The sequence below is a fragment of the Streptomyces atratus genome (assembly GCF_040655115.1).
GTDB lineage: Bacteria > Actinomycetota > Actinomycetes > Streptomycetales > Streptomycetaceae > Streptomyces > Streptomyces atratus_D.
In genome coordinates this window covers 1-22386 of sequence record NZ_JBFAJH010000022.1, presented here as the reverse complement: position 1 = coordinate 22386, position 22386 = coordinate 1, and the positions used below count along the sequence as shown (strand labels likewise).

At 69.0% G+C, this 22386-nt stretch carries 24 protein-coding genes and 2 pseudogenes; 9 read left to right on the top strand and 17 right to left on the bottom strand.

Features of this window, described 5'->3' with window-relative positions:
* Positions 1-135 precede the first annotated feature (135 nt).
* Positions 136-543 carry an OB-fold nucleic acid binding domain-containing protein gene (locus AB0I23_RS23030; protein ID WP_359111828.1) on the top strand — a complete coding sequence of 136 codons (408 nt, stop codon included), beginning with the start codon at positions 136-138 and terminating at the stop codon, positions 541-543.
* 3 nt (positions 544-546) lie between these two features.
* The gene (locus AB0I23_RS23025; protein WP_037701203.1) at positions 547-1308 is read left to right on the top strand and encodes a DUF3159 domain-containing protein; all 762 of its coding nucleotides are present in this window, start codon (positions 547-549) and stop codon (positions 1306-1308) included.
* Between the two features lie 86 nt (positions 1309-1394).
* Here the strand turns inward: AB0I23_RS23025 and AB0I23_RS23020 are convergent, their stop codons facing one another.
* Entirely contained in the window at positions 1395-2072 is a 678-nt protein-coding gene (locus tag AB0I23_RS23020; RefSeq protein ID WP_037701202.1) for a potassium channel family protein, read from the bottom strand.
* Positions 2072-2740, bottom strand: a complete 669-nt coding sequence (locus AB0I23_RS23015) for a potassium channel family protein (protein ID WP_037701201.1) — start codon at positions 2738-2740, stop codon at positions 2072-2074. The genes AB0I23_RS23020 and AB0I23_RS23015 overlap by 1 nt, the downstream gene beginning before the upstream one ends.
* 316 nt (positions 2741-3056) lie before the next feature.
* On the opposite strand from AB0I23_RS23015, the gene AB0I23_RS23010 reads away from it, so the two are divergent.
* The 4 genes from AB0I23_RS23010 (at position 3057) to AB0I23_RS22995 (ending at position 8525) form a co-directional block, all read left to right on the top strand.
* Positions 3057-3764 (top strand): GntR family transcriptional regulator, encoded by a 708-nt coding sequence (locus AB0I23_RS23010; RefSeq protein ID WP_359111825.1) that lies wholly within the window; start codon positions 3057-3059, stop codon positions 3762-3764.
* A gap of 98 nt (positions 3765-3862) precedes the next feature.
* Positions 3863-4897 carry a 1-aminocyclopropane-1-carboxylate deaminase gene (locus tag AB0I23_RS23005; RefSeq protein ID WP_359111824.1) on the top strand — a complete coding sequence of 345 codons (1035 nt, stop codon included), beginning with the start codon at positions 3863-3865 and terminating at the stop codon, positions 4895-4897.
* Positions 4898-5017: 120 nt separating this feature from the next.
* A complete protein-coding gene (locus tag AB0I23_RS23000; protein ID WP_359111822.1) occupies positions 5018-7066 on the top strand; it encodes an APC family permease in 2049 nt (682 codons plus the stop codon).
* Between the two features lie 100 nt (positions 7067-7166).
* Positions 7167-8525, top strand: coding sequence for a class I SAM-dependent RNA methyltransferase (locus AB0I23_RS22995; protein WP_359111820.1), 1359 nt, complete (start codon positions 7167-7169; stop codon positions 8523-8525).
* Positions 8526-9016: 491 nt separating this feature from the next.
* Here AB0I23_RS22995 and rpsR read toward each other — a convergent pair whose 3' ends face one another.
* The 4 genes from rpsR to rpmG are packed head-to-tail and all read right to left on the bottom strand — an operon-like array spanning position 9017 to position 10921.
* Entirely contained in the window at positions 9017-9265 is a 249-nt protein-coding gene (gene rpsR / locus AB0I23_RS22990; RefSeq protein WP_359111819.1) for a 30S ribosomal protein S18, read from the bottom strand.
* Between the two features lie 51 nt (positions 9266-9316).
* Positions 9317-10471: a CobW family GTP-binding protein gene (locus tag AB0I23_RS22985; protein ID WP_359111817.1), complete on the bottom strand. Its 1155-nt coding sequence runs from the start codon at positions 10469-10471 to the stop codon at positions 9317-9319.
* A complete protein-coding gene (locus AB0I23_RS22980; RefSeq protein ID WP_359111816.1) occupies positions 10471-10725 on the bottom strand; it encodes a type B 50S ribosomal protein L31 in 255 nt (84 codons plus the stop codon). Before AB0I23_RS22980 ends, AB0I23_RS22985 begins: the two co-directional genes overlap by 1 nt.
* 31 nt (positions 10726-10756) lie before the next feature.
* On the bottom strand, positions 10757-10921 hold the full coding sequence (gene rpmG, locus AB0I23_RS22975; RefSeq protein ID WP_134028780.1) for a 50S ribosomal protein L33: 165 nt from the start codon (positions 10919-10921) through the stop codon (positions 10757-10759).
* Positions 10922-10989: 68 nt separating this feature from the next.
* On the opposite strand from rpmG, the gene rpmB reads away from it, so the two are divergent.
* Positions 10990-11226 (top strand): 50S ribosomal protein L28, encoded by a 237-nt coding sequence (rpmB, locus tag AB0I23_RS22970; protein WP_359111814.1) that lies wholly within the window; start codon positions 10990-10992, stop codon positions 11224-11226.
* Positions 11226-11531, top strand: a complete 306-nt coding sequence (gene rpsN, locus AB0I23_RS22965; RefSeq protein ID WP_359111812.1) for a 30S ribosomal protein S14 — start codon at positions 11226-11228, stop codon at positions 11529-11531. Before rpmB ends, rpsN begins: the two co-directional genes overlap by 1 nt.
* Positions 11532-11911: 380 nt before the next feature.
* Here rpsN and AB0I23_RS41760 read toward each other — a convergent pair whose 3' ends face one another.
* From AB0I23_RS41760 to AB0I23_RS22920, 10 genes and pseudogenes are all read right to left on the bottom strand, one after another.
* Positions 11912-12145, bottom strand: coding sequence for a TIGR03943 family putative permease subunit (locus tag AB0I23_RS41760; protein ID WP_436846986.1), 234 nt, complete (start codon positions 12143-12145; stop codon positions 11912-11914).
* Positions 12134-12583 (bottom strand): annotated as a pseudogene (locus tag AB0I23_RS41755) (permease); the annotation flags it as partial. The pseudogene AB0I23_RS41755 and the gene AB0I23_RS41760, both read right to left, overlap by 12 nt.
* Positions 12584-12751, bottom strand: a complete 168-nt coding sequence (locus AB0I23_RS22955) for a hypothetical protein (RefSeq protein WP_359111808.1) — start codon at positions 12749-12751, stop codon at positions 12584-12586. It abuts the pseudogene before it with no gap.
* 201 nt (positions 12752-12952) lie between these two features.
* Positions 12953-14122 (bottom strand): GTP-binding protein, encoded by a 1170-nt coding sequence (locus AB0I23_RS22950; protein WP_359111806.1) that lies wholly within the window; start codon positions 14120-14122, stop codon positions 12953-12955.
* A 5-nt stretch (positions 14123-14127) separates the two neighbouring features.
* The gene (gene rpmF / locus AB0I23_RS22945; protein WP_359111805.1) at positions 14128-14298 is read right to left on the bottom strand and encodes a 50S ribosomal protein L32; all 171 of its coding nucleotides are present in this window, start codon (positions 14296-14298) and stop codon (positions 14128-14130) included.
* 61 nt (positions 14299-14359) lie between these two features.
* Positions 14360-14503, bottom strand: coding sequence for an alpha/beta hydrolase (locus tag AB0I23_RS22940; protein WP_359111922.1), 144 nt, complete (start codon positions 14501-14503; stop codon positions 14360-14362).
* Between the two features lie 166 nt (positions 14504-14669).
* Positions 14670-15035 (bottom strand): hypothetical protein, encoded by a 366-nt coding sequence (locus AB0I23_RS22935; protein WP_359111803.1) that lies wholly within the window; start codon positions 15033-15035, stop codon positions 14670-14672.
* 461 nt (positions 15036-15496) lie between these two features.
* Positions 15497-17353: a phospholipase C gene (locus tag AB0I23_RS22930; protein WP_359111801.1), complete on the bottom strand. Its 1857-nt coding sequence runs from the start codon at positions 17351-17353 to the stop codon at positions 15497-15499.
* A gap of 185 nt (positions 17354-17538) precedes the next feature.
* A complete protein-coding gene (gene efeB / locus AB0I23_RS22925) occupies positions 17539-18759 on the bottom strand; it encodes an iron uptake transporter deferrochelatase/peroxidase subunit (protein WP_359111799.1) in 1221 nt (406 codons plus the stop codon).
* Complete coding sequence (locus tag AB0I23_RS22920; RefSeq protein WP_359111797.1) at positions 18756-20012, bottom strand: EfeM/EfeO family lipoprotein; 1257 nt, start codon at positions 20010-20012, stop codon at positions 18756-18758. Before AB0I23_RS22920 ends, efeB begins: the two co-directional genes overlap by 4 nt.
* A gap of 369 nt (positions 20013-20381) precedes the next feature.
* On the opposite strand from AB0I23_RS22920, the gene AB0I23_RS22915 reads away from it, so the two are divergent.
* A complete protein-coding gene (locus tag AB0I23_RS22915) occupies positions 20382-21401 on the top strand; it encodes a DUF6454 family protein (RefSeq protein ID WP_359111795.1) in 1020 nt (339 codons plus the stop codon).
* Positions 21402-22166: 765 nt separating this feature from the next.
* Here AB0I23_RS22915 and AB0I23_RS22910 read toward each other — a convergent pair.
* Positions 22167-22386 (bottom strand): annotated as a pseudogene (locus tag AB0I23_RS22910) (IS110 family transposase); the annotation flags it as partial.

Sequence of the window (22386 nt, the reverse complement as noted above, 5' to 3'; positions counted from 1 at the left end):
AGCGCACCGGATCGACAGCCGTCCGGCGCCCCCCGCACGCACCGGATGGGCGTCATACCCGGCCGTACCGGGTCCCCCGTTCGAGTGGGAGAACGGGCATCCGCCCGGAGCGTCGTGGCCCGGTACCCTTCGGGTATGAGCGCTGATCCACGTCCCGAGAAGGCGGAGCGGCCGGCCGGCCGCTTCCGCCGGATGCTCGGCCGGCTGTCCAGCTCCCAGCAGGACCTGGAGTCGGAGGAGCTGCAGGAGGACTCGCAGGCATCGGGTTGCACGCGGATCTCAGACTGCACCGACCGTCAGATCGTCAAGGTGACTGGTACGTTGCGGACCGTCACCCTGCGGCCGCGCGCCGGAGTGCCCGCCCTTGAGGCGGAACTCTTCGACGGCACCGCTCCGCTCGACGTGGTCTGGCTGGGCCGGCGCTCCATCGCGGGCATCGAGCCGGGCCGCAAGCTCATCGCCTCGGGCCGCATCGCCATGAGTCACGGGCGCCGGGTGCTGTTCAACCCCACATACGAACTCCGACCACTCGGCAAGGAGTAGCCGGTGACGTCTCTCGACAAGCCGACGTCCGACACGGACCGCACCAACCCGACCGCCCAGCAGGAGGCCGACGCCAAGGCGGTCACCGAAGCAGCGCTCTTCGAGGCGTTCGGCGGCATCCGGGGGATGGTGGAGACAGTCCTTCCCGGGCTGCTCTTCGTCACGATCTTCACCATCGACAAGAACCTGCACGTCTCGGCCATCGCGGCGCTGGTCGTCTCCCTGGTCCTCGTCGTCGTACGGCTGATCCGCAGGGACACCGTCAAGCACGCCTTCAGCGGGGTCTTCGGCGTCGCCTTCGGCGTGGTGTTCGCGATGATGACGGGCAACGCCAAGGACTTCTACCTGCCCGGGATGCTCTACACGCTGGGCCTGGCCCTCGCGTACCTCGTCACGACCCTCGCAGGGGTGCCGCTGATCGGCCTGATACTGGGCCCGGTCTTCAAGGAGAACCTCTCCTGGCGCACCAGGAACCCCGGCCGCAAGAAGGCGTACGCCAAGGCCAGCTGGGCCTGGGGGCTGATCCTGCTCGCCAAGTGCGCGATCCTCTTCCCGCTCTACTGGTGGGCCGACACCGCTCAGCTCGGCTGGGTCCTGGTCGCCCTGAAGATCCCGCCTTTCCTGCTCGCGGTGTATCTGACCTGGGTCTTCCTCGCGAAGGCGCCGCCGCCGATCGACGTCTTCGCCGAGATGGAGGCGGAGGAGGAGGCCGAGAAGGCCCGCAAGGCGGAAGCCGCCGCGGCCGTCCGTCACCCCGAGGCCTGACCCGGCCGACGACAGCCGAAGGGGCCTGGAACCGTTCCGTACGGTTCCAGGCCCCTCCGGCGTACAGGGACGCGGGACGACGGCCGTCAGCCTCCGCTGATCTCGCGACGGACCGAGAGCAGGTCCTCCAACTGCTCCTCGCGCGCCTGGGCGGCCACGAACAGCAGTTCGTCACCGGCCTCCAGCGTCTCCTCGGAGCTCGGCGTCAGCACCCGCGTACCGCGGATGATGGTGACCAGCGAGGTGTCCTCCGGCCACGCCACATCGCCGACCTGGGTACCGGCCAGCGCCGACTCCGGGGGCAGCGTCAGTTCGACCAGGTTGGCGTCGCCGTGGCTGAAGCGCAGCAGCCGCACCAGATCGCCGACGCTCACCGCCTCCTCGACCAGCGCGGACATCAGACGCGGGGTGGAGACCGCGACATCGACGCCCCATGACTCGTTGAACAGCCACTCGTTCTTCGGGTTGTTGACCCGGGCGACGACCCGCGGCACGCCGTACTCCGTCTTGGCCAGCAGCGAGACGACCAGGTTCACCTTGTCGTCGCCGGTCGCGGCGATCACGACATTGCACCGTTGGAGCGCCGCCTCGTCCAGCGAGGTGATCTCGCAGGCGTCCGCGAGCAGCCACTCGGCCATCGGCACCCGCTCCACCGAGATGGCGGTCGGCGCCTTGTCCACGAGCAGTACCTCGTGGCCGTTCTCCAGCAGCTCGCCCGCGATGGAACGGCCCACCGCGCCGGCCCCGGCAATCGCTACACGCATCAGTGACCGCCCTCCTCAGGACCCTCGGCGAAGGCCGCCTCGACCTTCGCGATCTCGTCCGTACGCATCATCACGTGGACGAGATCGCCCTCCTGCAGCACCGTCTGCGACGAAGGCAGTATGGCTTCGCCCAGTCGGGTGAGGAACGCCACGCGGACGCCCGTCTCCTCCTGCAGCGTGCTGATCTTGTGCCCGATCCACGACGGCGTGGTGTGCACCTCGGCGAGCTGAACACCACCGCTCGGGTCGCGCCACAGGGGCTCGGCACCCGACGGCAGCAGCCGCCGCAGCATCTGGTCCGCGGTCCAGCGCACAGTGGCGACCGTGGGGATGCCGAGGCGCTGGTAGACCTCGGCGCGCCGCGGGTCGTAGATCCGCGCCGCGACGTTCTCGATGCCGAACATCTCGCGGGCCACCCGGGCGGCGATGATGTTCGAGTTGTCGCCGCTGCTCACCGCGGCGAACGCACCGGCTTCCTCGATCCCCGCCTCACGGAGGGTGTCCTGGTCGAAACCGACGCCGGTGACCCGCCGTCCGCCGAATCCGGACCCGAGGCGTCGGAACGACGTGGGGTCCTGGTCGATCACGGCGACTGTGTGCCCCTGCTGCTCCAGGGTCTGCGCGAGAGCGGCTCCTACTCGCCCGCAGCCCATGATGACGATGTGCACCTTGCGCCTACCTCGCAGTCCTGGTCGTCCGGCTGACCTGCGAAAACACCCTGCTCACACTCTTTCCTCAGCTTGCCGGGCAAACAACGGGGCAACGTTTCTCGGCGTTGCCCGGGATGAGCTTATGCGGCCACGGACGCGGCGCCCCATTCGAGTGTGCTTTCACCGTGGCGGTGCCTGCAAAGGGGTGGCAAAGCGGAACGCCGGGTGCGCGGCGCCCGTCGCCGGGCACCGGCCGTTGTGCACAGCACATGACATCGGGCCCGGCGTCCGCACCCTTGAGTCCCGCGGGCAAAGACATCTAACATGTCACTTCATGGAAACTCTCCGGCCCGTCCAACGGACTCTGCTGCGGGATACCGCGTACGGGGTCATCCGCGACGCCATCGTCCGTGGCGAGATCCCGCCCGGCGCGTCCGTGCGCGACGCGGACCTCGCCGAACGGCTCGGACTCTCCCGCGCCCCGGTCCGCGACGCGCTGTCCCGGCTCACCGGCGAAGGCCTCGTCGAGAGCAAGCCGCAGAGCTATACGCGGGTGACGCAGCTCGTTCCGCGCGACGTACGCGACGCTGCCGCCGTCGTGCGCGCCATGCAGGAACTGGCCGCCCGTACCGCTGTGCCCCTGCTCACCGACGTGGACATCACCGCGATGCGCGCGGCGAACGACCGCTTCCGGGCCGCGACCCGGGGCGGTGACGTCGCGGGCGCGCTGCGCGCCGACGACGAGCTGCACGACGTCCTCGTCACCGCCTGCGGCAACCGCGCGGTCGCCGCCACCGTCGAGCGTTACACGCCGCTGATCCGGCGCCTGGAATGGCGGCAGTTCGGCACGGAGAGTGCTGCGCACGGTTCGGCCGGACTGCACGACCGGCTGATCGAGGCGTGCGCGGAGCGCGATGCGGAAGCCGCCGTCCGGATCACCGCGGAGATCTGGCGCGCCCTCGAAGAACTGGCTGACGAACGCGCCGACGACGAACCAGCCGACGCGACCTCGGCCGACGAGACCTCGGCCGACGCGACCTGACCGGCTGACCGCAGGAACCGCAGGAACCGCAGGAACCGCAGGAACCGCAGGAACCGCAGAAGCCCGCCGAACCCGCCACCCATGACGTCAGGAGCCCCATGACCACCTCCGCCGCCTCCCTCTCCTCGTACGCCCGCTATCCGCTCCTCTTCGGCCCCTCGCCCGTGCACCGCCTCGACCGCCTCACTGCCCACCTCGGCGGCGCGGCGGTCTGGGCCAAACGTGAGGACTGCAACTCCGGCATCGCATACGGCGGCAACAAGACCCGCAAGCTCGAATACCTCGTCGCCGACGCCTTGGCGAAGGGCTGCGACACACTCGTCTCGATCGGCGGCGTGCAGTCCAACCACACCCGTCAGGTGGCGGCGGTCGCGGCGCGCGCGGGCCTGAAGTGCGTACTCATCCAGGAGAGCTGGGTGGAGTGGCCCGACGCCGTCTACGACAAGGTCGGCAATATCCTGATCAGCCGCCTCGCGGGCGCCGATGTCCGCCTGGTGCGCGCCGGGTTCGGCATCGGCGTCAAGGACAGCTGGGAGCAGGCGCTGCGCCAGGTCGAGGAGGGCGGGGGGCGTCCGTACGCCATCCCGGCCGGTGCCTCCGACCATCCGCTCGGCGGACTCGGCTTCGCGGGCTGGGCGTACGAGGTGGCCGAGCAGGAACGCGAGCTCGGCGTCTTCTTCGACACGGTCGTCGTCTGCTCGGTGACCGGATCCACCCAGGCCGGCATGGTCGCGGGCTTCGCCGCCATCGAGGAGGCGGGAGGCCGCCCCCGCCGCGTCCTGGGCGTCGACGCCTCCGCCGAGCCCGCCCGTACCCGTGACCAGATCGCCAGGATCGCCGCCGACACCGCGCAGCTCATCGGCGTACGGCGGGAACTCACCGTCGACGACATCGAACTGGACGAGCGGTACCACGCGGGGACGTACGGCATACCCGACGACACCACCCTCGACGCCATGCGGCTGGCCGCCCGCACCGAGGGCATGATCACCGACCCCGTCTACGAGGGGAAGTCGATGGCTGCCACCGTCGACCTCGTGGCGCGCGGCGAGATCGACCGGAACGCCACCGTCCTCTACGCCCATCTCGGTGGCCAACCGGCACTGAACGGTTACAGTGCGTTGTTCTCGTAGGCCGCGAGTGCAAGGATTCCGTTAAGGATTTCGTGGCGTTCTCGGCTATGTGCAGGAGATTGCGGGGCCACGGGGGTGGTGCGTGGGCGGCCTTCTTACGGAGCGCTTACGATCCTCTGCGTGTCCAAACTGACCGACGTGCCCAAACGGATCCTGATCGGCCGGGCGCTGCGCAGCGACAAGCTGGGGGAAACACTCCTCCCCAAGCGCATCGCCCTCCCTGTCTTCGCATCCGACCCGCTGTCCTCGGTGGCGTACGCACCGGGAGAAGTTCTCCTGGTGCTGTCCATCGCGGGCGTGTCGGCGTACCGCTTCAGCCCATGGATCGCGGCCGCTGTCGTGGTCCTGATGTTCACGGTCGTCGCCTCGTACCGGCAGAACGTGCACGCCTACCCGAGCGGTGGCGGCGACTACGAGGTCGCCACCACCAACCTCGGCCCCAAGGCAGGTCTGACCGTCGCCAGCGCCCTGCTGGTCGACTACGTCCTGACCGTCGCGGTGTCGATCGCCTCCGGTGTGGAGAACCTCGGCTCCGCGATCCCGTTCGTCGTCGAGCACAAGACGCTCTGCGCCATCGGGGCCATCGTGCTGCTGACGCTGATGAACCTGCGGGGCGTCAAGGAGTCCGGCAAGCTCTTCGCCATTCCCACCTACCTCTTCGTGGCGGGCGTCTTCGTCATGATCGCCTGGGGTGCGTTCCGCGGTCTGGTCCTCGGCGAGACCATGCACGCCCCGACCTCGGACTACGAGATCAGGCCCGAGCACCAGGGCCTGGCCGGCTTCGCCCTCGTCTTCCTGCTGCTGCGGGCGTTCTCCTCCGGCTGTGCGGCGCTGACCGGCGTCGAGGCGATCAGCAACGGCGTCCCCGCCTTCCGCAAGCCGAAGAGCAAGAACGCCGCGACCACCCTCGCGATGATGGGCCTGCTGGCCGTCACCATGTTCTGCGGCATCATCGCCCTGGCCATGGCCACCGATGTGAAGATGGCGGAGAACCCGGCGACGGACCTGATCCACAACGGCGTCGCCGTCGGTTCGAGTTTCGTCCAGGACCCGGTGATCTCCCAGGTGGCGGCCGCCGTCTTCGGCGACGGATCGTTCTTCTTCATCATCCTCGCCGGAGCCACCGCGCTCGTGCTCTTCCTGGCCGCCAACACCGCGTACAACGGCTTCCCGCTCCTCGGCTCGATCCTCGCCCAGGACCGCTACCTGCCGCGCCAGCTCCACACCCGCGGCGACCGGCTCGCCTTCTCCAACGGCATCGTGCTGCTGGCCGGCGCGGCCATCCTGCTCACCTGGGTCTACGGAGCCGACTCCACCCGGTTGATCCAGCTCTACATCGTCGGTGTGTTCGTCTCCTTCACCCTCAGCCAGACCGGCATGGTGCGGCACTGGAACCGCCATCTGCGCACCGAGAAGGACCCGGCCAAGCGCCGCCACATGATCCGCTCCCGGGCGATCAACACCTTCGGCGCCTTCTTCACCGGCCTGGTGCTCGTCGTCGTCCTCGCCACGAAGTTCACCCACGGCGCCTGGGTGGCGCTGCTCGGCATGGTGATCTTCTACGGGACGATGACCGCGATCCGCAGGCACTACGACCGCGTCGCCGAGGAGATCTCCGCCGACGAGGCCCCGTCCGACGACAGCATGAAGCCCTCCCGGGTCCACTCCATCGTCCTGGTCTCCAAGCTGCACCGGCCCACGCTGCGCGCGCTCGCGTACGCCAAGCTGATCCGCTCCGACCAGCTGGAGGCGCTCTCCATCAGCGTCGACCCGGCCGAGACGAAGGCGCTCAAGGATGACTGGGAGCGGCGCGGCATCAACATCCCGCTGAAGATCCTCGACTCCCCGTACCGCGAGGTGACCCGCCCGGTCATCGACTACGTGAAGAGCCTGCGCCGGGAGAGCCCGCGCGATGTGATCAGCGTCTACATCCCGGAGTACGTGGTCGGCCACTGGTACGAGCATCTGCTGCACAACCAGAGCGCCCTGCGCCTCAAGGGGCGGCTGCTGTTCACGCCCGGTGTCATGGTGACGTCCGTCCCGTACCAGCTGGAGTCTTCCGAGGCCGCGAAGAAGCGCGCCAGGAAGCGCGCGGACTGGAACGCTCCGGGTTCGGTGCGCCGGGGTCCTGTGGAACGAAGGGCCAAGGAGCCCAGCAACAAGAGTTGACGCTCCGTGCCCGCCGTGTGGTAAGCGGTCGGACGCCACCCACGTAGACTCGTGGGTTGTTGTCCGGCCGTTTTCCTTTGATCTCTGGAGCCACCCCCTCATGCAGAACGAATCCACCTCGTCGCCGGCCGAGGACTCGCAGACCGGGGACTCCCTGATCGGCACGGAGTACGAGGTCGAGGTGGGCCCCGTCGCGCACGGCGGCCACTGCATCGCCCGTACCTCGGAGGGTCGGGTCCTCTTCGTACGGCATACCCTCCCCGGCGAGAAGGTCGTCGCACGGGTCACCGACGGCGAGAAGGACTCCCGCTTCCTGCGGGCCGACGCCGTCACGATCATCGAACCGTCCAAGGACCGCGTCGACGCCCCCTGCCCGTACGCCGGCCCCGGCAAGTGCGGCGGCTGCGACTGGCAGCACGCCAAGCCGGGCGCCCAGCGGCGGCTCAAGGGCGAGGTCATCGCCGAACAGCTTCAGCGCCTCGCGGGTCTCACCCCCGAGGAGGCGGGCTGGGACGGCACCGTCATGCCGGCCGAGGGCGACAAGCTTCCCAAGGGCGAGGTGCCCGCGTGGCGCACCCGCGTCCAGTACGCCATCGACGAGAACGGCCGGGCCGGACTGCGCAAGCACCGCTCGCACGACGTCGAGCCGATCGAGCACTGCATGATCGCGACGCCCGGAGTCTCCGAACTCGGCATCGAGAAGCGCGACTGGACGGGCATGGCCTCGGTGGAAGCCATCACCGCCACCGGCTCCCACGACCGCCAGGTGATCCTCACCCCGAAGCCCGGCGCCCGGCTGCCCCTCGTCGAGCTCGACAAGCCGGTCTCGGTCCTGCGCGTCGACGAACGCGATGGCGGCATCCACCGGGTCCACGGCCGAGGCTTCGTCCGCGAACGTGCCGACGACCGCACGTACCGCGTCGGCTCCGGCGGCTTCTGGCAGGTCCACCCGCAGGCCGCCAACACCCTGGTCCGCGCTGTCATGCAGGGCCTGCTGCCCCGCAAGGGCGACACCGCCCTCGACCTGTACTGCGGTGTCGGCCTGTTCGCCGGCGCCCTCGGCCAGCGCATCGGCGAGAAGGGCGCGGTGCTCGGCATCGAGTCCGGCAAGCGCGCTGTGGAGGACGCCCGCCACAACCTCCAGGACCTCGACCGGGTCCGCATCGAGCACGGCAAGGTCGAACAGATCCTGCCCCGCACCGGCATCACCGAGTGCGACCTGATCGTCCTCGACCCGCCGCGCGCGGGCGCGGGCAAGCAGACGGTGAAGCACCTCGTGGGCCTCGGCGCCCGCCGCATCGCCTACGTCGCCTGCGACCCGGCGGCACTCGCACGCGACCTGGCGTACTTCCGGGAGGGCGGCTACAAGGTGCGGACGCTGCGGGCGTTCGATCTGTTCCCGATGACGCATCACGTGGAGTGCGTGGCGATTCTGGAGCCTGCGGAGAAGGGTGCCTGACCTGCGGTTTTGTGGGTGCGCATTATGTGCGGTGTGTGCGTTACAGGCGATATCTTGACGCTGAAACGACGCTCGTGACGCTCGGTCTGATGGGTCGTCATATGCGATTAGCTGCCGGTCAGGCAGGTCTGGAGGCCGCTGCTCCGCGGGTTGTCGATCAGTAAAGCGCTCGTCTACTGTCCGGGTTGTGGCGATATCGGCGAGCGCGATATGCGCGCCCCGGGCTTCGTCCGTAGAGGGGTGCCGCCTACGCCTTCAGGCTGCCCATTCAGGGCAAACCGACCCTCTCGTAGCCCCCAAGACCGTCGCGCGGCCGGTGGGCACTGCGGCCGTCCTATTCGCAGACACCGCTGGTGATGTCCCCAGAGCGCAGCTCCACCGGCCTCGTCGCGGTTCGCGTCGCAGGGTCTCACCGTCCCCTGCAGCTCCTGGCCGCCGTCCTCGGCCCTTCAGGCTCTGGCAAGACCACCCTGTCGCGCAGCATCGCCGACTTACTGCGCGCTGGCGCGGGCAGCGTATGGCAGGAGCGCCATCTCCCGGGCGTTCTTGATTGCTGCGGCGATCTGCCGCTGCTGCTGGGCGGTGACGTGGGTGACGCGGCGGCTGCGGATCTTGCCGCGGTCGGAGATGAACCTCCTCAGCAGGTCGGTGTCCTTGTAGTCGATGTACGTGATCCTGGCCGTGTCCAGGGGGTTGGGGCGGGGCTTTTGCGGCTTGCGGGGGTCGTTGCGGCGGGCCATGGGTGTGCTCCTGTTTCGGTGCTGACTTCGGACGGGTGTGTGGTGCCGGGGTTATGGGACGGGATCGAGGAGGGAGTCGAACGCGGCCGGCAGGTGCTTCCACGCCTCGGGGCCGGCGGCGTACTCGTCGTCGGTGAGCAGGCAGGACTCGAGAAGCTGCGCCAGGCCGTCGCGGTCAAGGCCGGGTGAGGTGAAGACGAGGTGCTGGCAGCAGTCGCCGTGCTCGGGGTGCCAGTCCAGTGCGGCGGCGGCTCGGCGGATGGGGGGCACCATGTCCCATGCAGCGTCCGGCAGGGAGGCCAGCCAGGGCCCGGCGTTCTCCACGCACAGCGCGCCGCCTGCGGCGTCCCAGGCGAGCAGGGTGTCGGGGCGGTCGGCGAGCCAGAACCGGCCGCGGCTGCGGGCGGCACTGCAGCAGAGGTCTTCCAGTGCCTGGTAGAGGCGTTCGGGGTGGAAGGGGCGGCGGCGGTGCCAGACCAGGGTGGCGACTCCCGCTTCGTCCGCCTCCTGGGGGAGCAGGGCGCAGGCCGGGTGCTGGGCGGCGGCCGCCGCTTCCACGTCGAAACCGGCGAAGGCCAGTTGGGCGAGTTCACCTGATCCGGCGGGCACCCGGCGGGCGGTCGGGTGGAGCTGGGCAAGGAGTGCGCGGTCCTCGTCGTCGGCGTCTTCGCTGTCGACGAGAGCGAGCACGGGCGCGTACTCCAACTGCCGGGCCCAGGTGTCGCCGACCGTGCGCTGGTCGGTGGCGGCAGCGGCGAGACCGGCCTCGGCCAGGTCGTCGCCGTTGGCGAGGTAGGGCAGCACGAGCGCGGGGTCGACGGCGGTCATCACATTGGTGAGATCGAGGGCGTCTCCGCCGTGCGCGACGACGACCTCTGCCATCGCCTTGGGTTCGACGGAGTCCCACAGTTCGACGATCGCGAGCCGGGTCAGACCGTCGGCGGCCAGGCGCTCCAACTCGGGGACCAGGTCTTCGCGCAGCGCGCAGCAGGCGCAGTCGTTGACGAGCGGGGCATCGCCGTGCGACAGCTGGCCCGAGGAGTCGCGCACCAGGCGCCGCAGGGTGCCTTCGGCCGCTGTGGCCAGGTCGTGGTGGAGGGCGACGCTGCCGGGGACGGTGCCCAGGAGGCGGTCGACGACTTCCTTGCGGGCGTCGGAGTGGAGCCCGCCGACGATCACGACGGGCAGTCGGGGCTTGCTCTGCATCACTTCGCCTCGCGCCGGCCGTAACGGCGCTCGAATCGCTCGACGCGGCCGGCGGTGTCCAGGACGCGGGCGGTGCCGGTGTAGAAGGGGTGGCTCGCGTTCGAGATCTCGACGTCGATGACGGGGTAGGCGTTGCCGTCCTCCCACTCGATGGTCTTGTCGCTGGTGGCGGTGGAGCGGGTGAGGAAGGCGGAGTTGGCGGCCTTGTCGCGGAAGACGACGGGGCGGTACGGGGGGTGGATTCCGGGCTTCATGGTGTGGTCCTTCAGTGCGGGGGTGGTGGGGTCAGCGTTCTTCGCGGAAGTCGACGTGCTTGCGGGCGATCGGGTCGAACTTGCGCAGGACCATGCGGTCCGGATCGTTCCGCCGGTTCTTGCGGGTGACGTAGGTGTAGCCGGTCCCTGCGGTGGAGCGGAGCTTGATGATCGGGCGTACTTCGTTGCGGGCCATGGGGGCTAGTATATGACAATGGTTTCCATGTTCAAAAGGAAGCCGTCTGAAGAGAGGCAGGTAACACCTTGTCCGCCCACTGCCAACTGACCGACGCCCAGCCGGGCTTCGGCAACAACATCTCCCACTCGCACCGGCGTACGTCCCGGCGCTTCGACCCCAACATCCAGCGCAAGCGGTACTGGCTGCCGAGCGAGGGCAGGCATGTACGCCTGACGCTCAGCGCCAAGGCGATCAAGACGATCGACAGCATCGGTATCGAGGCGGCCGTGGCTCGTATCCGCGCCCGCGGGGTGAAGGTCTGATGGCCAAGCAGAGCAAGATCGCGAAGAACGAGAAGCGCAAGGCAATCGTCGAGCGGTACGCGGCCCGGCGGGCCGAACTGAAGGAGATCATCCGCTGCCCGGGCACCCCGGAGTCGGAGCGGGCTGCTGCTCTGGCGGAGCTTCGGCGGCAGCCACGCGATGCCAGCGCGACCCGGGTACGAAACCGGGACAGCGTGGACGGGCGGCCCCGGGGACACCTGCGGCAGTTCGGGCTGTCCCGCGTCCGTATGCGCGAGCAGGCCCACGCCGGATTCCTCCCCGGAGTCACCAAGTCGTCCTGGTGACCTCCCGCCCTCGCGGCGGATGAACTGCCGGCCGTGACTCGGCGGAGTCACGGCCGGCAGCCCGTCGGCTCGCACGTGGATGAGGGCGTGTCCGGCCACGGTTCAGATCTCGCGGCAGGTGGCCGCCGCAGGTCGCTTGTCCGTGTGGGCGGGCGTCAACGCACCCGACGGTCTTCCAGAGGAGCCCCCCTCAGCCCTTCGTCGGTCGTGCGGGGCAGATGCGGGGTGTGGTTGACCAGCCGGGCCGAGTTGCCGACGACAGCGATGCTGCTGGTGTTGTGGAGCAGCGAGGACGGGGGTTCATGGATCCCCCGGCGCTGGCGAGCAGGCCGACGGGTCGTCCACCGCACGGAAGGCCGTCGCCTTGCGGTATCGAGCTTTCAGTCGACGGGTGGGGCCCCGTCGATGTACGGGATGGGCGGCTCAGGGATTCTCTGGATGGTTGCGATGTCCAGTGCCAGGGCTGCGGAGGTGGTGCCCAGGGCGCCGCGTGGGTGCCAGGTACCCGTAACTTTCACCCAGGTGTCGGCACGTGATGCTTTCACACCGTGCATCGTTACGGTCAACGACTGCGAGTCGGCCGCACAGCAGGACACAAGGAGCCGGGTGGGCATCCGCAACCACTCCGAACGCCCGAGCCTCAGCCACAGCCAGCCCATCGCGGCGGAGACGACAAGTGAGGCGATGAGCCGGGCAGCCACCATCTCCGGCTTGCCCGGGAAGGCAACGGCGATCGCGGTTAGCACGATCGGGTTCACGGCCGGAGCGGACAGGAGGAACGCGAAAGCGGCAGCCGGTGTCACCCCCTGCCGGATCAGGCTCCCGGCCGCGGGCACCGAGGCGCACTCACAGCCCGGCAGAACGATCCCGGCCGCGCTCGCCACCGGCACCGCGAGGACGGGGTTGCGTGGGAGCGCCTTACTGAACGCATGCGCCCGTACGAAGGCGTTGACCGCTCCGGAGATCAGTGTGCCCAGGATGAGGAACGGAAGGGCCTGAACGGTGATGGCCACACAGACGGTCTGCCACGCACGGAAGCCGGGGTGAGACAGTCAATCCGCCGCTCCCGCGACCCAGGCGAGCCCGCCGATGACCAGTGCCGAGGCAGCGCCTGCGGCAAGGATGGACGTCGGCGCGGGGCGATCCGGGCTGGTGCCTGTCCCGGGCTGTCTGCTGGTGTTGACCCGCAGGTCTTTCACCAATCCATCCGCCTCGTTCACGTCTGCTCCGGTTGTGCGCGTGAGGCATCACGATAACCGGGGGATCCGCTCATCCCGGAGGTTGGTTGATGCTTGCCATCGTCGGACACATGGTCGAGTCGGCATGGCAGTTCACCGCCCTCGTGTGCCGTGAGTCCGGCGATGACGGGCATACCGGGTTGGGCAGTGCCGTGGCTGCGACCACTGCCCAACCCGGAGTCCTCATATCTGCGGTACGAGTTCGGGGTGCTCGTGCTCGCAGGCGTCGTCGACGCCGTAGGTGTCCCACGCGGGGAACGGATCGACGGCCGGGAAGCTTTCGCCATCGTTCATGAGGCAGTCGGCCACGGCGGCCTGAAGCGCCTCGGTGCGCAGGCTGGTGCCGATGAAGACCAGTTCCTGGCCCTGTGCGCTGTCCGTGTCCCTGGCACCGGAGGGTTCGAAGCGGGCGACGGAGCCGGCCTGTGACCACAGGCCGGTCACGTTGGGGCGGCCGGCGAGCCAGAAGAACCCCTTGGAGCGCAGGATCTGTCCGAAGCGGCCGCTGTCGAGTCCCTCCGTGACGAACGTCCACAGGCGGCCCGGGTGGAACGGCGCCTCGGAGCGGAAGACCGTGCTGGAGATGCCGTACTCCTCGGTCTCCGGCACGTGATCGCCGTTGAGTTCCATGACCCAGCCGGGGGCCTGCTGTGCACGCTCCAGGTCGAACAGCCCGGTACCGAGAACATCGCCGAGTTCCACGCGCCCGCGGGTGGCGGCCACGATCCGGGCCGCCGGGTTGAGACGAGTGAGGGCTGCGCGCAGCCGTTCGCCGCTCGTCGCATCAACGAGGTCAAGCTTGTTGACGACGATGACGTCGGCGAACTCGATCTGGTCCATCAGCAGATCGCTGACGGTGCGCTCGTCGTCCTGGTATTGGTCAAGTCCGCGTTCTTCGAGTCCGTCGCCGCCCTCCAGTTCCGGCAGGAAGTTCGCGGCGTCGACGACCGTGACCATGGTGTCCAGCCGGGCCAGATCGCCGAGCGTGGCGCCGTCATCGCGGGGGAAGGCGAAGGTCGCTGCGACGGGCATCGGTTCGGAGATCCCGCTGGACTCGATGAGGAGGTAGTCGAAGCGGCCCTCGCGGGCGAGACGGTCGACCTCCTCGAGCAGGTCGTCGCGCAGGGTGCAGCAGATGCACCCGTTGGTCATCTCGACCAGGCGTTCCTCGGTCCGCGACAGGGCGGCCTCGCCGCCGCGCACCAGTGCGGCGTCGATGTTGATCTCGCTCATGTCATTGACGATGACCGCGACGCGCAGGCCCTCGCGGTTGCTCAGAACATGGTTGAGCAGAGCGGTCTTGCCCGCTCCGAGGAAGCCGGACAGGACGGTGACGGGCAGTCGTTCGGCCATGCCCGTCAGCCTTCGGGGCGCAGCAGACCGCGCTCGTACGCTTTGGCCAGCCGCTGCGGCGCCAGATGGGCGACGCCGTCGACCGTGATCGGCACGAGCTGCGGCGTGATCGCCTTCCACTGAGCGCGGCGGTGACGGGTGTTGCTGCGGGACATCTTCCGCTTGGGTACAGCCATGGTGGTTCAGGTCCTCTCTGGGCGGCGCGACGCAGACGCTACATGAAAATGGATTCCATTTCTAATGCAGGCCAGGCCCGACGCAGTGCACATCCGTCACCGGGGCGTTCCCGTCGACCAGATACGCGGCGGCTGCGCTGTCCACGCACGCGTTGCCCCGGCTGGCGAAGACGCCGTGCGAGTAGTCGTCGTGGAGCGTGACCAGGCGCGAGCCGGGCAGCTGCTGCCGAGCTGCCGGGCCTCGACGAGTGTGACGGGGTCGTGTTCGGAGGTGATCAGCAGCACCGGGGGTGCAGTGTCTCCAGGCTCAGCTCGTCGGGTGGAGCGTCAGCTCCGGCCTGCAGCTGCGCAATCAGCTGGCGCGTGAAGACCTAAAGGCCGTGGCTGTTGGCCGCAAATCCGGGCGGAGTGGTGCCCATGGACGACAGCACGGCTACTCCGTTGCGCGACAGCCGCTCGACCGCGCGCCGGATCAGTCCGTCGTAGTGTCCCGAGACGATTTCCGTGGAGGAGGAAAAGCAGGCGTCCACGATCAACAGCCGGTCTGCCGCACCGCCGCGGCCGGCTGTCATCGCGTGGGTCACCTGACGTGCCGGCACCCATGTGTGCAGGTCTCCGGAGCGTGAGCTGGGAAGAGCTAAGTAGAGTGAGCCGTCGGCAGCGAGGGTGGCATGCCCCGTCCAGTAGACGATCAGACCATCGTCACCTGCGGACGGTTCCATCATGTGGCGCAGCACGCTGCTGTCTGCTGCGGGCCGGACGGTGCGGCACAGATCCGGCGAGAGCCCGCCGATCAGCGGGTCGGTCAGGGCCTCCTGTAACGCGCTGACATTGCGTTCAGCCCCGGGCGGCAGACCAGAGCGGGCTGAGAGTAGGAGCCGACCTCGATTAAGAGAGCACGCGTCGCGCCTGTCATCATGTCACCCTGTATACCGTCCCCCACCCAGGGTAGCGCCACCCTCCAGAGCACAGACAGAAGTTGGCATATCTCAACGGCGTTCAGGCGCAGGATCCTGTGCTCTGAGCGGAGCGCGGCGGGAGCGTTCGAAACGCGGGCGGCGTGCACGGTCGATGTCCTGCTCCGCCGGCCGTGCACGCCACCACAGCGCCAACCCGACCTGACGAACATCCTCGTGCCAGGGCGCTGCCATCAGGGTGAGCGATTGTCGGGAATCAGCCGGGCGCTACCCGGCCGCGCTCATGCTGCCGTGCGCGTCCTGCGTCGGTGCAGGGCGAACGCGGTGGTTGCCGCGCCGGCGGTGAGGATGCCGACGGCGATGGCGATCGGCAGGCTCGTGGAGCTGGAACCGGTGTAGGCGACGTTCTGCGCGGCGAGGTCCTGGGTGTACGCGGCCAGGTCGGACGCGGACGTGGCCGTGCGGGCGTAATGCGGGATCTTCTTGACCGACTCGACCGAGCCGTCCGAATTCAGCAGTACCTGCTTGTTGTTGGGGTGCCGGAAGTCGAACATGTTGGTCAGCGTGCCGGAGCGCTGGTCGAAGGAGGCGTCGCCGATGCGGCCGGTGTGCCAGTTGTTCTCGATGAACTGGGTGATGGACGCCTGCTCGGTGGCGGTGTGGTCGACCTTGTTGACCTTGCTGTAGGGGGAGATGACCAGCAGCGGCTGCCGGGTGCCGGGGCCGCAGCGGTCCGCGTAGCCGCCCGCGGCGGCCGGGCCGGACTGGCAGGCGGCGCTGTCGAGGGCCTTGCCGTTGGAGCCGAGGGTGGAGTCCGTGGAGCCGTTCAGCACCTTCGAGGTGGCGTGGTCGTACCAGCCGTCGGAGTCGTCGTAGGCGACCACGACCGCGGTGGACTTCCACTGCGGGGACTGCTGCAGCGCGTTGATCTCCTTGACCAGGAAGTGCTGCTCGTCGGTCGGGTCGGAGTAGCCGGCGTGGCCGTCCTGGTACTCGGCGGCCTTCAGGAAGCTCACGGCCGGGAGGTTTCCGGTCTTGAGGGCGGCGTCGAAGTCGGTGAGGTCGTAGTTGTGGTTGGCCTGCCCGTTGTGGCCGATCTCGCTGATGCTCTTCGGGGCCAGGTGGTGCGGGTTGGACGTCGACTTGTAGTACTCGAACGGCGAGTGGTGCGGGCTGTAGTCCTCCACCGCCGCGCCGCCGACGTTGGTGTGGGTGGTGCCGCCGCATTTGGCGTAGTCGCCGCTCTTGCCCGTCCAGGCGGTGCTGGGGCGGAAGCCGCCCTGGAACCAGCCCCAGCTCACGTCCTTGGCGTTGAGCAGGTCACCGATGTTCTTGCCGTGCATGGCCGCGAGCGCGCTGGTGCTGGTGTGGTCCTTGTCCGAGCAGTCGTCGTAGGCCGGGTCCGGGTCGTTGATCACCGTGCCCACGCCTTTGGCGTCGGGGGAGAGCACGGTGGACGAGTCCGGGGTCGTCGTCTGCTTCGGGTTCTCGGTGCCGGAGGCCGGGTCGACGGAGATGACGCCGTGGGTCTGGCCGGAGATGAGGTTGAGCGCGCCGGGCGTGGAGGGGCCGAAGACCGAGCTGTACGACCTGTCGTTGAGCGCGTACTGCTGGGCGTAGTTCCACAGGCCGGTGACGGTGTTGCCGTCGTAGTAGTCCATCACCAGGCCGGGCTCGCCGAAGAGCCCGCTGCACTTGTTGACTTCGGTGTTCTCGACGTATTTGTCGGCCTTGCCGCCGTTCGCCGCGTACTGCTCGGCGCCGTAGGAGTGGTTCTGGTCGCAGGTCATGGCCTGCGAACTGGCCAGCCGCTTGGGCGCGTACAGGTTCGGGTTCTTCGCCAGCAGCCCGGCGTTGAGCAGGTTGTCGGCCTTCGGGGTGTCCTTGGCGGCCTTGAAAGTGGTGCCGTCGGTGTTGGAGGCCTGGGGGTAGGTGGCGAAGTAGTGGTCGAACGAGACGTTCTCGTCGTAGATCACCACCACGTGCTTGATCGGCGTCGCGGTGTCGGTGCTGCGGTGCGCGGAGGACGCCACCGCGGGGACGGCGCCGATCGCCGTTGCTAGGGCGGCGGCGCCGAGCAGGGCGCCCACGCGGGTCAACCGGCGCCGCGCGCCTGGGGTACTTTCTGTGCCGATCATGCTGTCATGCCTTCCGGGAGCACTGAGTTCCGCTGCCACGACATCGGTGGTCATGGCATCTACGGCTGGATCCTGGGCCATGGTGTCGGCGGGGCGGGGGAGCGGCAATGACGGGCGAGCGAATGTTCGGTCAGGAGATTCTCATGGTCTTTTGGCCTGCTCTTGACCGGTTTCGGCGGGCGGGATCAGGTCAGCAGGCCGCGTCCCAGCCAGTCGGATGTCTCCCCTACGCCGGGCAGGGCGAAGAAGTAGCCGCCGCCGAACGGGGTGATGTAGTCGACCAGCGGTTCGCCGGCCAGCCGTTTCTGCACGGTCTCGAACTGCCGTGCCACGTCCTGCTGGTAGCTGCAGAACAGCAGGCCCATGTCGAGGTTGCCGTTGCTGTCCATGCCCCGGTCGTAGTTGTAGCCGCGGCGCAGGATGCGTTGCTCGTCGGTGGCGGTGGTGCGCGGGTTGGCGAGGCGGATGTGGCTGTCCAGCGGGATGACGTCGCCCTTGGGGTCCTGAGGGTAGTTGGGGGTGTCGGTCTCGTGGCGTCCGTCCAGGGGTGCGCCGGTGTCGCGGGCGCGGCCGAACATCCGTTCCTGCTCGGTGATGGAGACCCGGTCCCAGAACTCCACCAGCATCCGGATGAGGCGTACGACCTGGTAGCTGCCGCCGGTCGCCCAGTCGGGCTCGCCACCGCCCTTGCCCACCCACACCAGACGGTCCATCGCTCGGGTGTCGCGGACGTCGGGGTTGGCGATGCCGTCCTTGAAGCCCATGTGGTTGCGCGGGGTGCCGGAGGGGCGGGGCGGGCTGACGAAGCCGTCCATCCGCCAGCGCACCTGCATGCCGCCGCGGGTGTGCCGGGTGACATCCCGCAGAGCGTGCAGCACGGTGTCCGGGCTGTCGGCGCAGAACTGCACGCTCACGTCGCCGTGGCACCAGGCGGCGTCGAGGTCGTCGTCGGGGAAGGACGGCATGGCGGTGAGCCGACGGGGTCTGCGGCTGGCGAGGCCGTAGCGGTCGTCGAAGAGGGAGGCGCCGACGCCGACCGTGACGGTCAGCGCGTCGGCGGGGACGGTGGGGCCGAGGGTGCCGGAGTCGGTGGGCGGGGCGGTGATGCCCAGCTCGTCCGGGCTGCCGCCGTCGGTGAGGAAGCGGGCCCGGTCGGTGAGCGTGCGCAGCAGGTCGGCGAGTTCGCTGCGGTTCTCGGCGGTGGCGTCGAAGGACACGAACGCCGTGGCGCGCTGCGCCGTAGTGGTGATGCCGGCCTGGTGGCGGCCCTGGAAGCGCACGCGCGCGTCCTCGCGGGTCGGTGCAGCGGAGGCGGCACCGCGGTGGGCGGCCACGAGTCCCGCGCCGGCCACGGCCGCGGCGCTCGCCAGGAAGCCCCGGCGCCCGACCTCGTTCACGCGCTTCACGCCGTCCTCCGTACGTCCGTGAGGGCGGCCACGTCGGCGAGCCGCTCGACCAGATCGCCCAGGTCGGCGTCGACCTTCTCCCGCTGGGCGCGGGGCAGTTGATCCGGTGGCGTCCAGCGGCCGTCGTGGTCGAAACGGTCGAGGGTGTGCTGTGTGCGGTCCAGCCACGAGCCGAGGTCGGCAAGCTCCGTCTCGCGGGTTTTCAGCAGCGGACGCAGATACCCGAGCAGCACCCGGGTGCCGTCGAGGTTGGCGCGGGCGGTGGCCAGGTTGGTGCCGCTGCCGTAGTCGGTACGGCCGGTCAGCTCGAACTGCACGGTGTTCTCCAGGATTTCGTGCGCCCGCAGACCGACGTCGGCCGGATCCATCCGCTGGGTGGGCCAGCTGTCGCGCAGCGTGTGTACGGCCTTGGCGAGCCGGTCGGCCGGGCCACGCAGACTGCTCGCCGACTCGCCGTGCCACAGCCCGTACTCGACCCGGTGGAAACCGGCAAAGTCCGCATCGTGCACGCCGCTGGACAGCCCGGCAATGGTGCCGTTGATCACCTTGTCGGCGTCGCCGAAGGTGCCGTAGGCGGCGCCCATCCGCTCGTACACCAGGTGTGCGGGCAGCCAGGCGGCGCGGGCGGCTGCGAGGTCGCCGCGGTCGACGGCGTCACGCAGTACGTCGGTCTTCTTGACCAGTTCGACGGTGCCGGCCTGGATCCACTTCTGGTAGGCGAGCGTGGGAGGGATGAGGTCCTGCTCGGTCACCGGGACGGCGGCCGGGCCGCTGTGCATGGTCCCGCCGGTGATCCGGACGGTGGGGCCGGTGACGGCGTCCGCGTCGTCGGGCAGGCACTTGAAGGCGTACGTGCCGTTGCCGAGGCTCACCCGGAGCGGGCGGACGGTGCCCGGGGCGAGTCCTTCGACCTCACCGTAGACCGCGCCCGTCTTCGGACTGGTCAAGTACACCTCGGCCGGTGTGCTGGAGGTGTTGCGCAGGTCGAAGACCTGGCGGCCGGGTTCGGGGCGGGTCCAGCCGCGGCCGCAGCCGGCGGGCGTGACCTCGACGGTGGTGTGCCGCAGGCCGTCGGCCGTACTCGCCTGAGGTCGGCCCCCGCCGGAGTCACCGGCGGCCAGCACCCCCGCTGTCACCGCTGCCGCGGCGGCCAGGGCGCCGGCTGCGAGCAGCGCGGTGCGCCGCCGGGCGGGACCGGGCGAGGGCGGGGGCAGTATGGGACCGGATTCGGTGCCGACTGCGGCTTCGGGCACGCCGGGCCTCCTGGGAGTCGTACGAATGAGGCGGCGCAGATGATCCTAGGCAGGCCGCAGGGCCGCAGCCGCGTTCCTGACCGACTCCTGACCAGAGGAAAAGCCAGAATTCGTCCGTAGTTCACCCGCACGCCCAGCCGTGCCACGACCGCCTCGGTCAATCGGCGGCGGTGAGTGCCGCTGCGTGAGAACAGGCCGGTGATGCAGTGGTCGCACGGCTTCGATTTCGCGGGACCGCCTGGACCCCCGGTGGCGCGCGTCAGGCGGCCCGTCATTTCGCCACCCGTTATCCGCACCTGTTTTGCGGGTTCACTTGGTCCCCATATGGTCACTGCGTTCTCAGGGGCACACAAAACATCAAGGGTGGACATGAAGAACACGATGATGGGCCGTATTACTGCCACTGCAGCGCTGTCCGCATTGCTCGCCGCCGGGGGCGTGGCAGTCGCGGCCAACGCGACCCACAACACCACCTCGCCCGCGACGCGCGCAGTCGCGGCTGCGGGTGCGCAGGACAGCGCCCTGGTACGTGCCTTCGACGCGGTCGATCGCAACACCAACTGGCAGCTCACCGGCAAGCTGAAGATCGACTTCCCGACATACCACACCGAGGGGATGGTTCAGGCGGGAGGCCACATCTTCCTGTCCGCGGTCCAGATCATCGAGCCCACGCAGAAGTACCCCACCCCGCAGGGTGGGTACGACCGCACTCCCGGTCGCGGGATCGGCCACGTGTTCGTGATGGACCGCGAGGGACACCTGCAGCGGGACATCATCCTGGGCGAGGGGGACATGTACCACCCCGGTGGCATCGACTCCGACGGGAGCTCGGTGTGGGTGCCCGTGGCCCAGTACCGTCCCAACAGCAGCTCCATCATCTACCGCATCGATCTCAAGACCCTCGATGTCCACAAGGAGTTCGAGGTGAAGGACCACATCGGCGGCATTGTCCGCGACGAGGTCACCGGTCACCTCATCGGCAACAACTGGGGCTCGCGCCGCTTCTACGAGTGGAACGGGCAGGGGCGGCAGATCGCCGGTTGGGACAACCCCCAGCACTTCGTCGACTACCAGGACTGCCAGTACGTCCCGGACCGCAAGATGCTCTGCGGCGGCGTCACGAACCTGCCCCAGACGCCGGCCGCGGGCGGAGCCGGCGCCGTCTACGAACTCGGTGGCATGGCACTGATCGACCTGCGCAGCCACGAAGTTCTGCACGAGGTGCCCTTCCAGCGGTGGTCGACCGCCGGCCACGTGGCCACCCGCAACCCCCTCAAGCTGGCAGCCGACGGTGACAAGATCACGATGTGGGCTGCCCCCGACAACGGCGAGGAGGGCAACGGCACCGAGATCTTGACGTACGAGGCGAGCGTGACCCCGGCCGGCTGACTTGCCAGAGCCCGGGAACAGCGAGCGGTTGCCGAGCTTCTCGACTCTCGCTGTTTCCCAGGTCCGCGGCAGGCTGCAGGCGGGACGTGGGTTGGTCAAGTCGGCTGCGGTGGCAGGGAGACGGGAGAAGCATCGGCGGTGCTTGACGTCGCCTTGCTGGGGGGCCCGCCGATGCATTCGCCTCCGATCTGGTCGCTCCGCCGCGGCCGCCCTGGACACACCAGCCCGGGACTGGGGCGGAGGTGGCCGCAGGGTGCCGGCACAGCCCCCGGCAGCGGCGTACGGTTCGGCGGCGCCTGCGGCCACGGGCAACCGACGTCTTCCGCTTACGCATTTGTTCACCGGACGCTGACGGGTTGACGCGCGTAGGTACGACTTCCGCTGCCAAAGTTCCCCGCGTCGGTATCGCCTGCAGCTGGGGAGGAATCCAATGCAGCCAGGGAGAAGAACGTTGCGCCGTTGCACGGCGGTTGCGGGTACCGCAGCCGTCGTCGGTGGTCTGCCGGCACCGTCCGGCAGCGCCGCCTACGCGGCCTCGCCGGACATCGCGATCAGCCAGGTCTATGGCGGCGGAGGCAACTCGGGAGCCCCGTATACCAATCCTGACCTGCGGAAAGGGCATCGGCTTCCGCGTACCCGATGGCGTTCGGGGCGAGCCCGACACAAAGGACCTCTGACGCGTAAATAGCAGCAGGTCAGGGCGGGTGGGGGCAGGGCTGGGTGCCCGGTGGCCGTTGAGGGCTGCCGGGTGTCTTGGTCTGCCGGTCAGGCCGCGGTCTCCCTGGGGTTGAGGGTGACGGTGTAGCCGAGTTGGTTGAGCTGATTGATTGCCCGGCGGGTGGCACGTTCCGGGTCGCGTTGGGTGAAGTAGGTGCCGCCGAGTTCCTGGTAGGCGACGTTGTCGGTGAGCATGTGCCAGATCGCAGTGATGATCGAGTGTTCGACGGCGACCAGTGCTCTGAGCGGGCCGCGGCGGGCGGTCAGC

Excerpts from the sequence above, each read along its gene's own strand:
- AB0I23_RS22995 (WP_359111820.1), top strand. The coding sequence starts at position 7,167 with ATGCAGAACGAATCCACCTCGTCGCCGGCCGAGGACTCGCAGACCGGG.
- AB0I23_RS22980 (WP_359111816.1), bottom strand. The coding sequence starts at position 10,725 with ATGAAGCCCGGAATCCACCCCCCGTACCGCCCCGTCGTCTTCCGCGAC.
- rpsR (WP_359111819.1), bottom strand. The coding sequence starts at position 9,265 with ATGGCCCGCCGCAACGACCCCCGCAAGCCGCAAAAGCCCCGCCCCAAC.
- rpmG (WP_134028780.1), bottom strand. The coding sequence starts at position 10,921 with ATGGCCCGCAACGAAGTACGCCCGATCATCAAGCTCCGCTCCACCGCA.
- AB0I23_RS23020 (WP_037701202.1), bottom strand. The coding sequence starts at position 2,072 with ATGCGTGTAGCGATTGCCGGGGCCGGCGCGGTGGGCCGTTCCATCGCG.
- AB0I23_RS22985 (WP_359111817.1), bottom strand. The coding sequence starts at position 10,471 with ATGCAGAGCAAGCCCCGACTGCCCGTCGTGATCGTCGGCGGGCTCCAC.
- AB0I23_RS23030 (WP_359111828.1), top strand. The coding sequence starts at position 136 with ATGAGCGCTGATCCACGTCCCGAGAAGGCGGAGCGGCCGGCCGGCCGC.
- AB0I23_RS41760 (WP_436846986.1), bottom strand. The coding sequence starts at position 12,145 with ATGCCCACCCGGCTCCTTGTGTCCTGCTGTGCGGCCGACTCGCAGTCG.
- AB0I23_RS22915 (WP_359111795.1), top strand. The coding sequence starts at position 20,382 with ATGAAGAACACGATGATGGGCCGTATTACTGCCACTGCAGCGCTGTCC.
- AB0I23_RS23010 (WP_359111825.1), top strand. The coding sequence starts at position 3,057 with ATGGAAACTCTCCGGCCCGTCCAACGGACTCTGCTGCGGGATACCGCG.
- rpsN (WP_359111812.1), top strand. The coding sequence starts at position 11,226 with ATGGCCAAGCAGAGCAAGATCGCGAAGAACGAGAAGCGCAAGGCAATC.
- AB0I23_RS22950 (WP_359111806.1), bottom strand. The coding sequence starts at position 14,122 with ATGGCCGAACGACTGCCCGTCACCGTCCTGTCCGGCTTCCTCGGAGCG.
- AB0I23_RS23005 (WP_359111824.1), top strand. The coding sequence starts at position 3,863 with ATGACCACCTCCGCCGCCTCCCTCTCCTCGTACGCCCGCTATCCGCTC.
- AB0I23_RS22930 (WP_359111801.1), bottom strand. The coding sequence starts at position 17,353 with ATGATCGGCACAGAAAGTACCCCAGGCGCGCGGCGCCGGTTGACCCGC.
- rpmF (WP_359111805.1), bottom strand. The coding sequence starts at position 14,298 with ATGGCTGTACCCAAGCGGAAGATGTCCCGCAGCAACACCCGTCACCGC.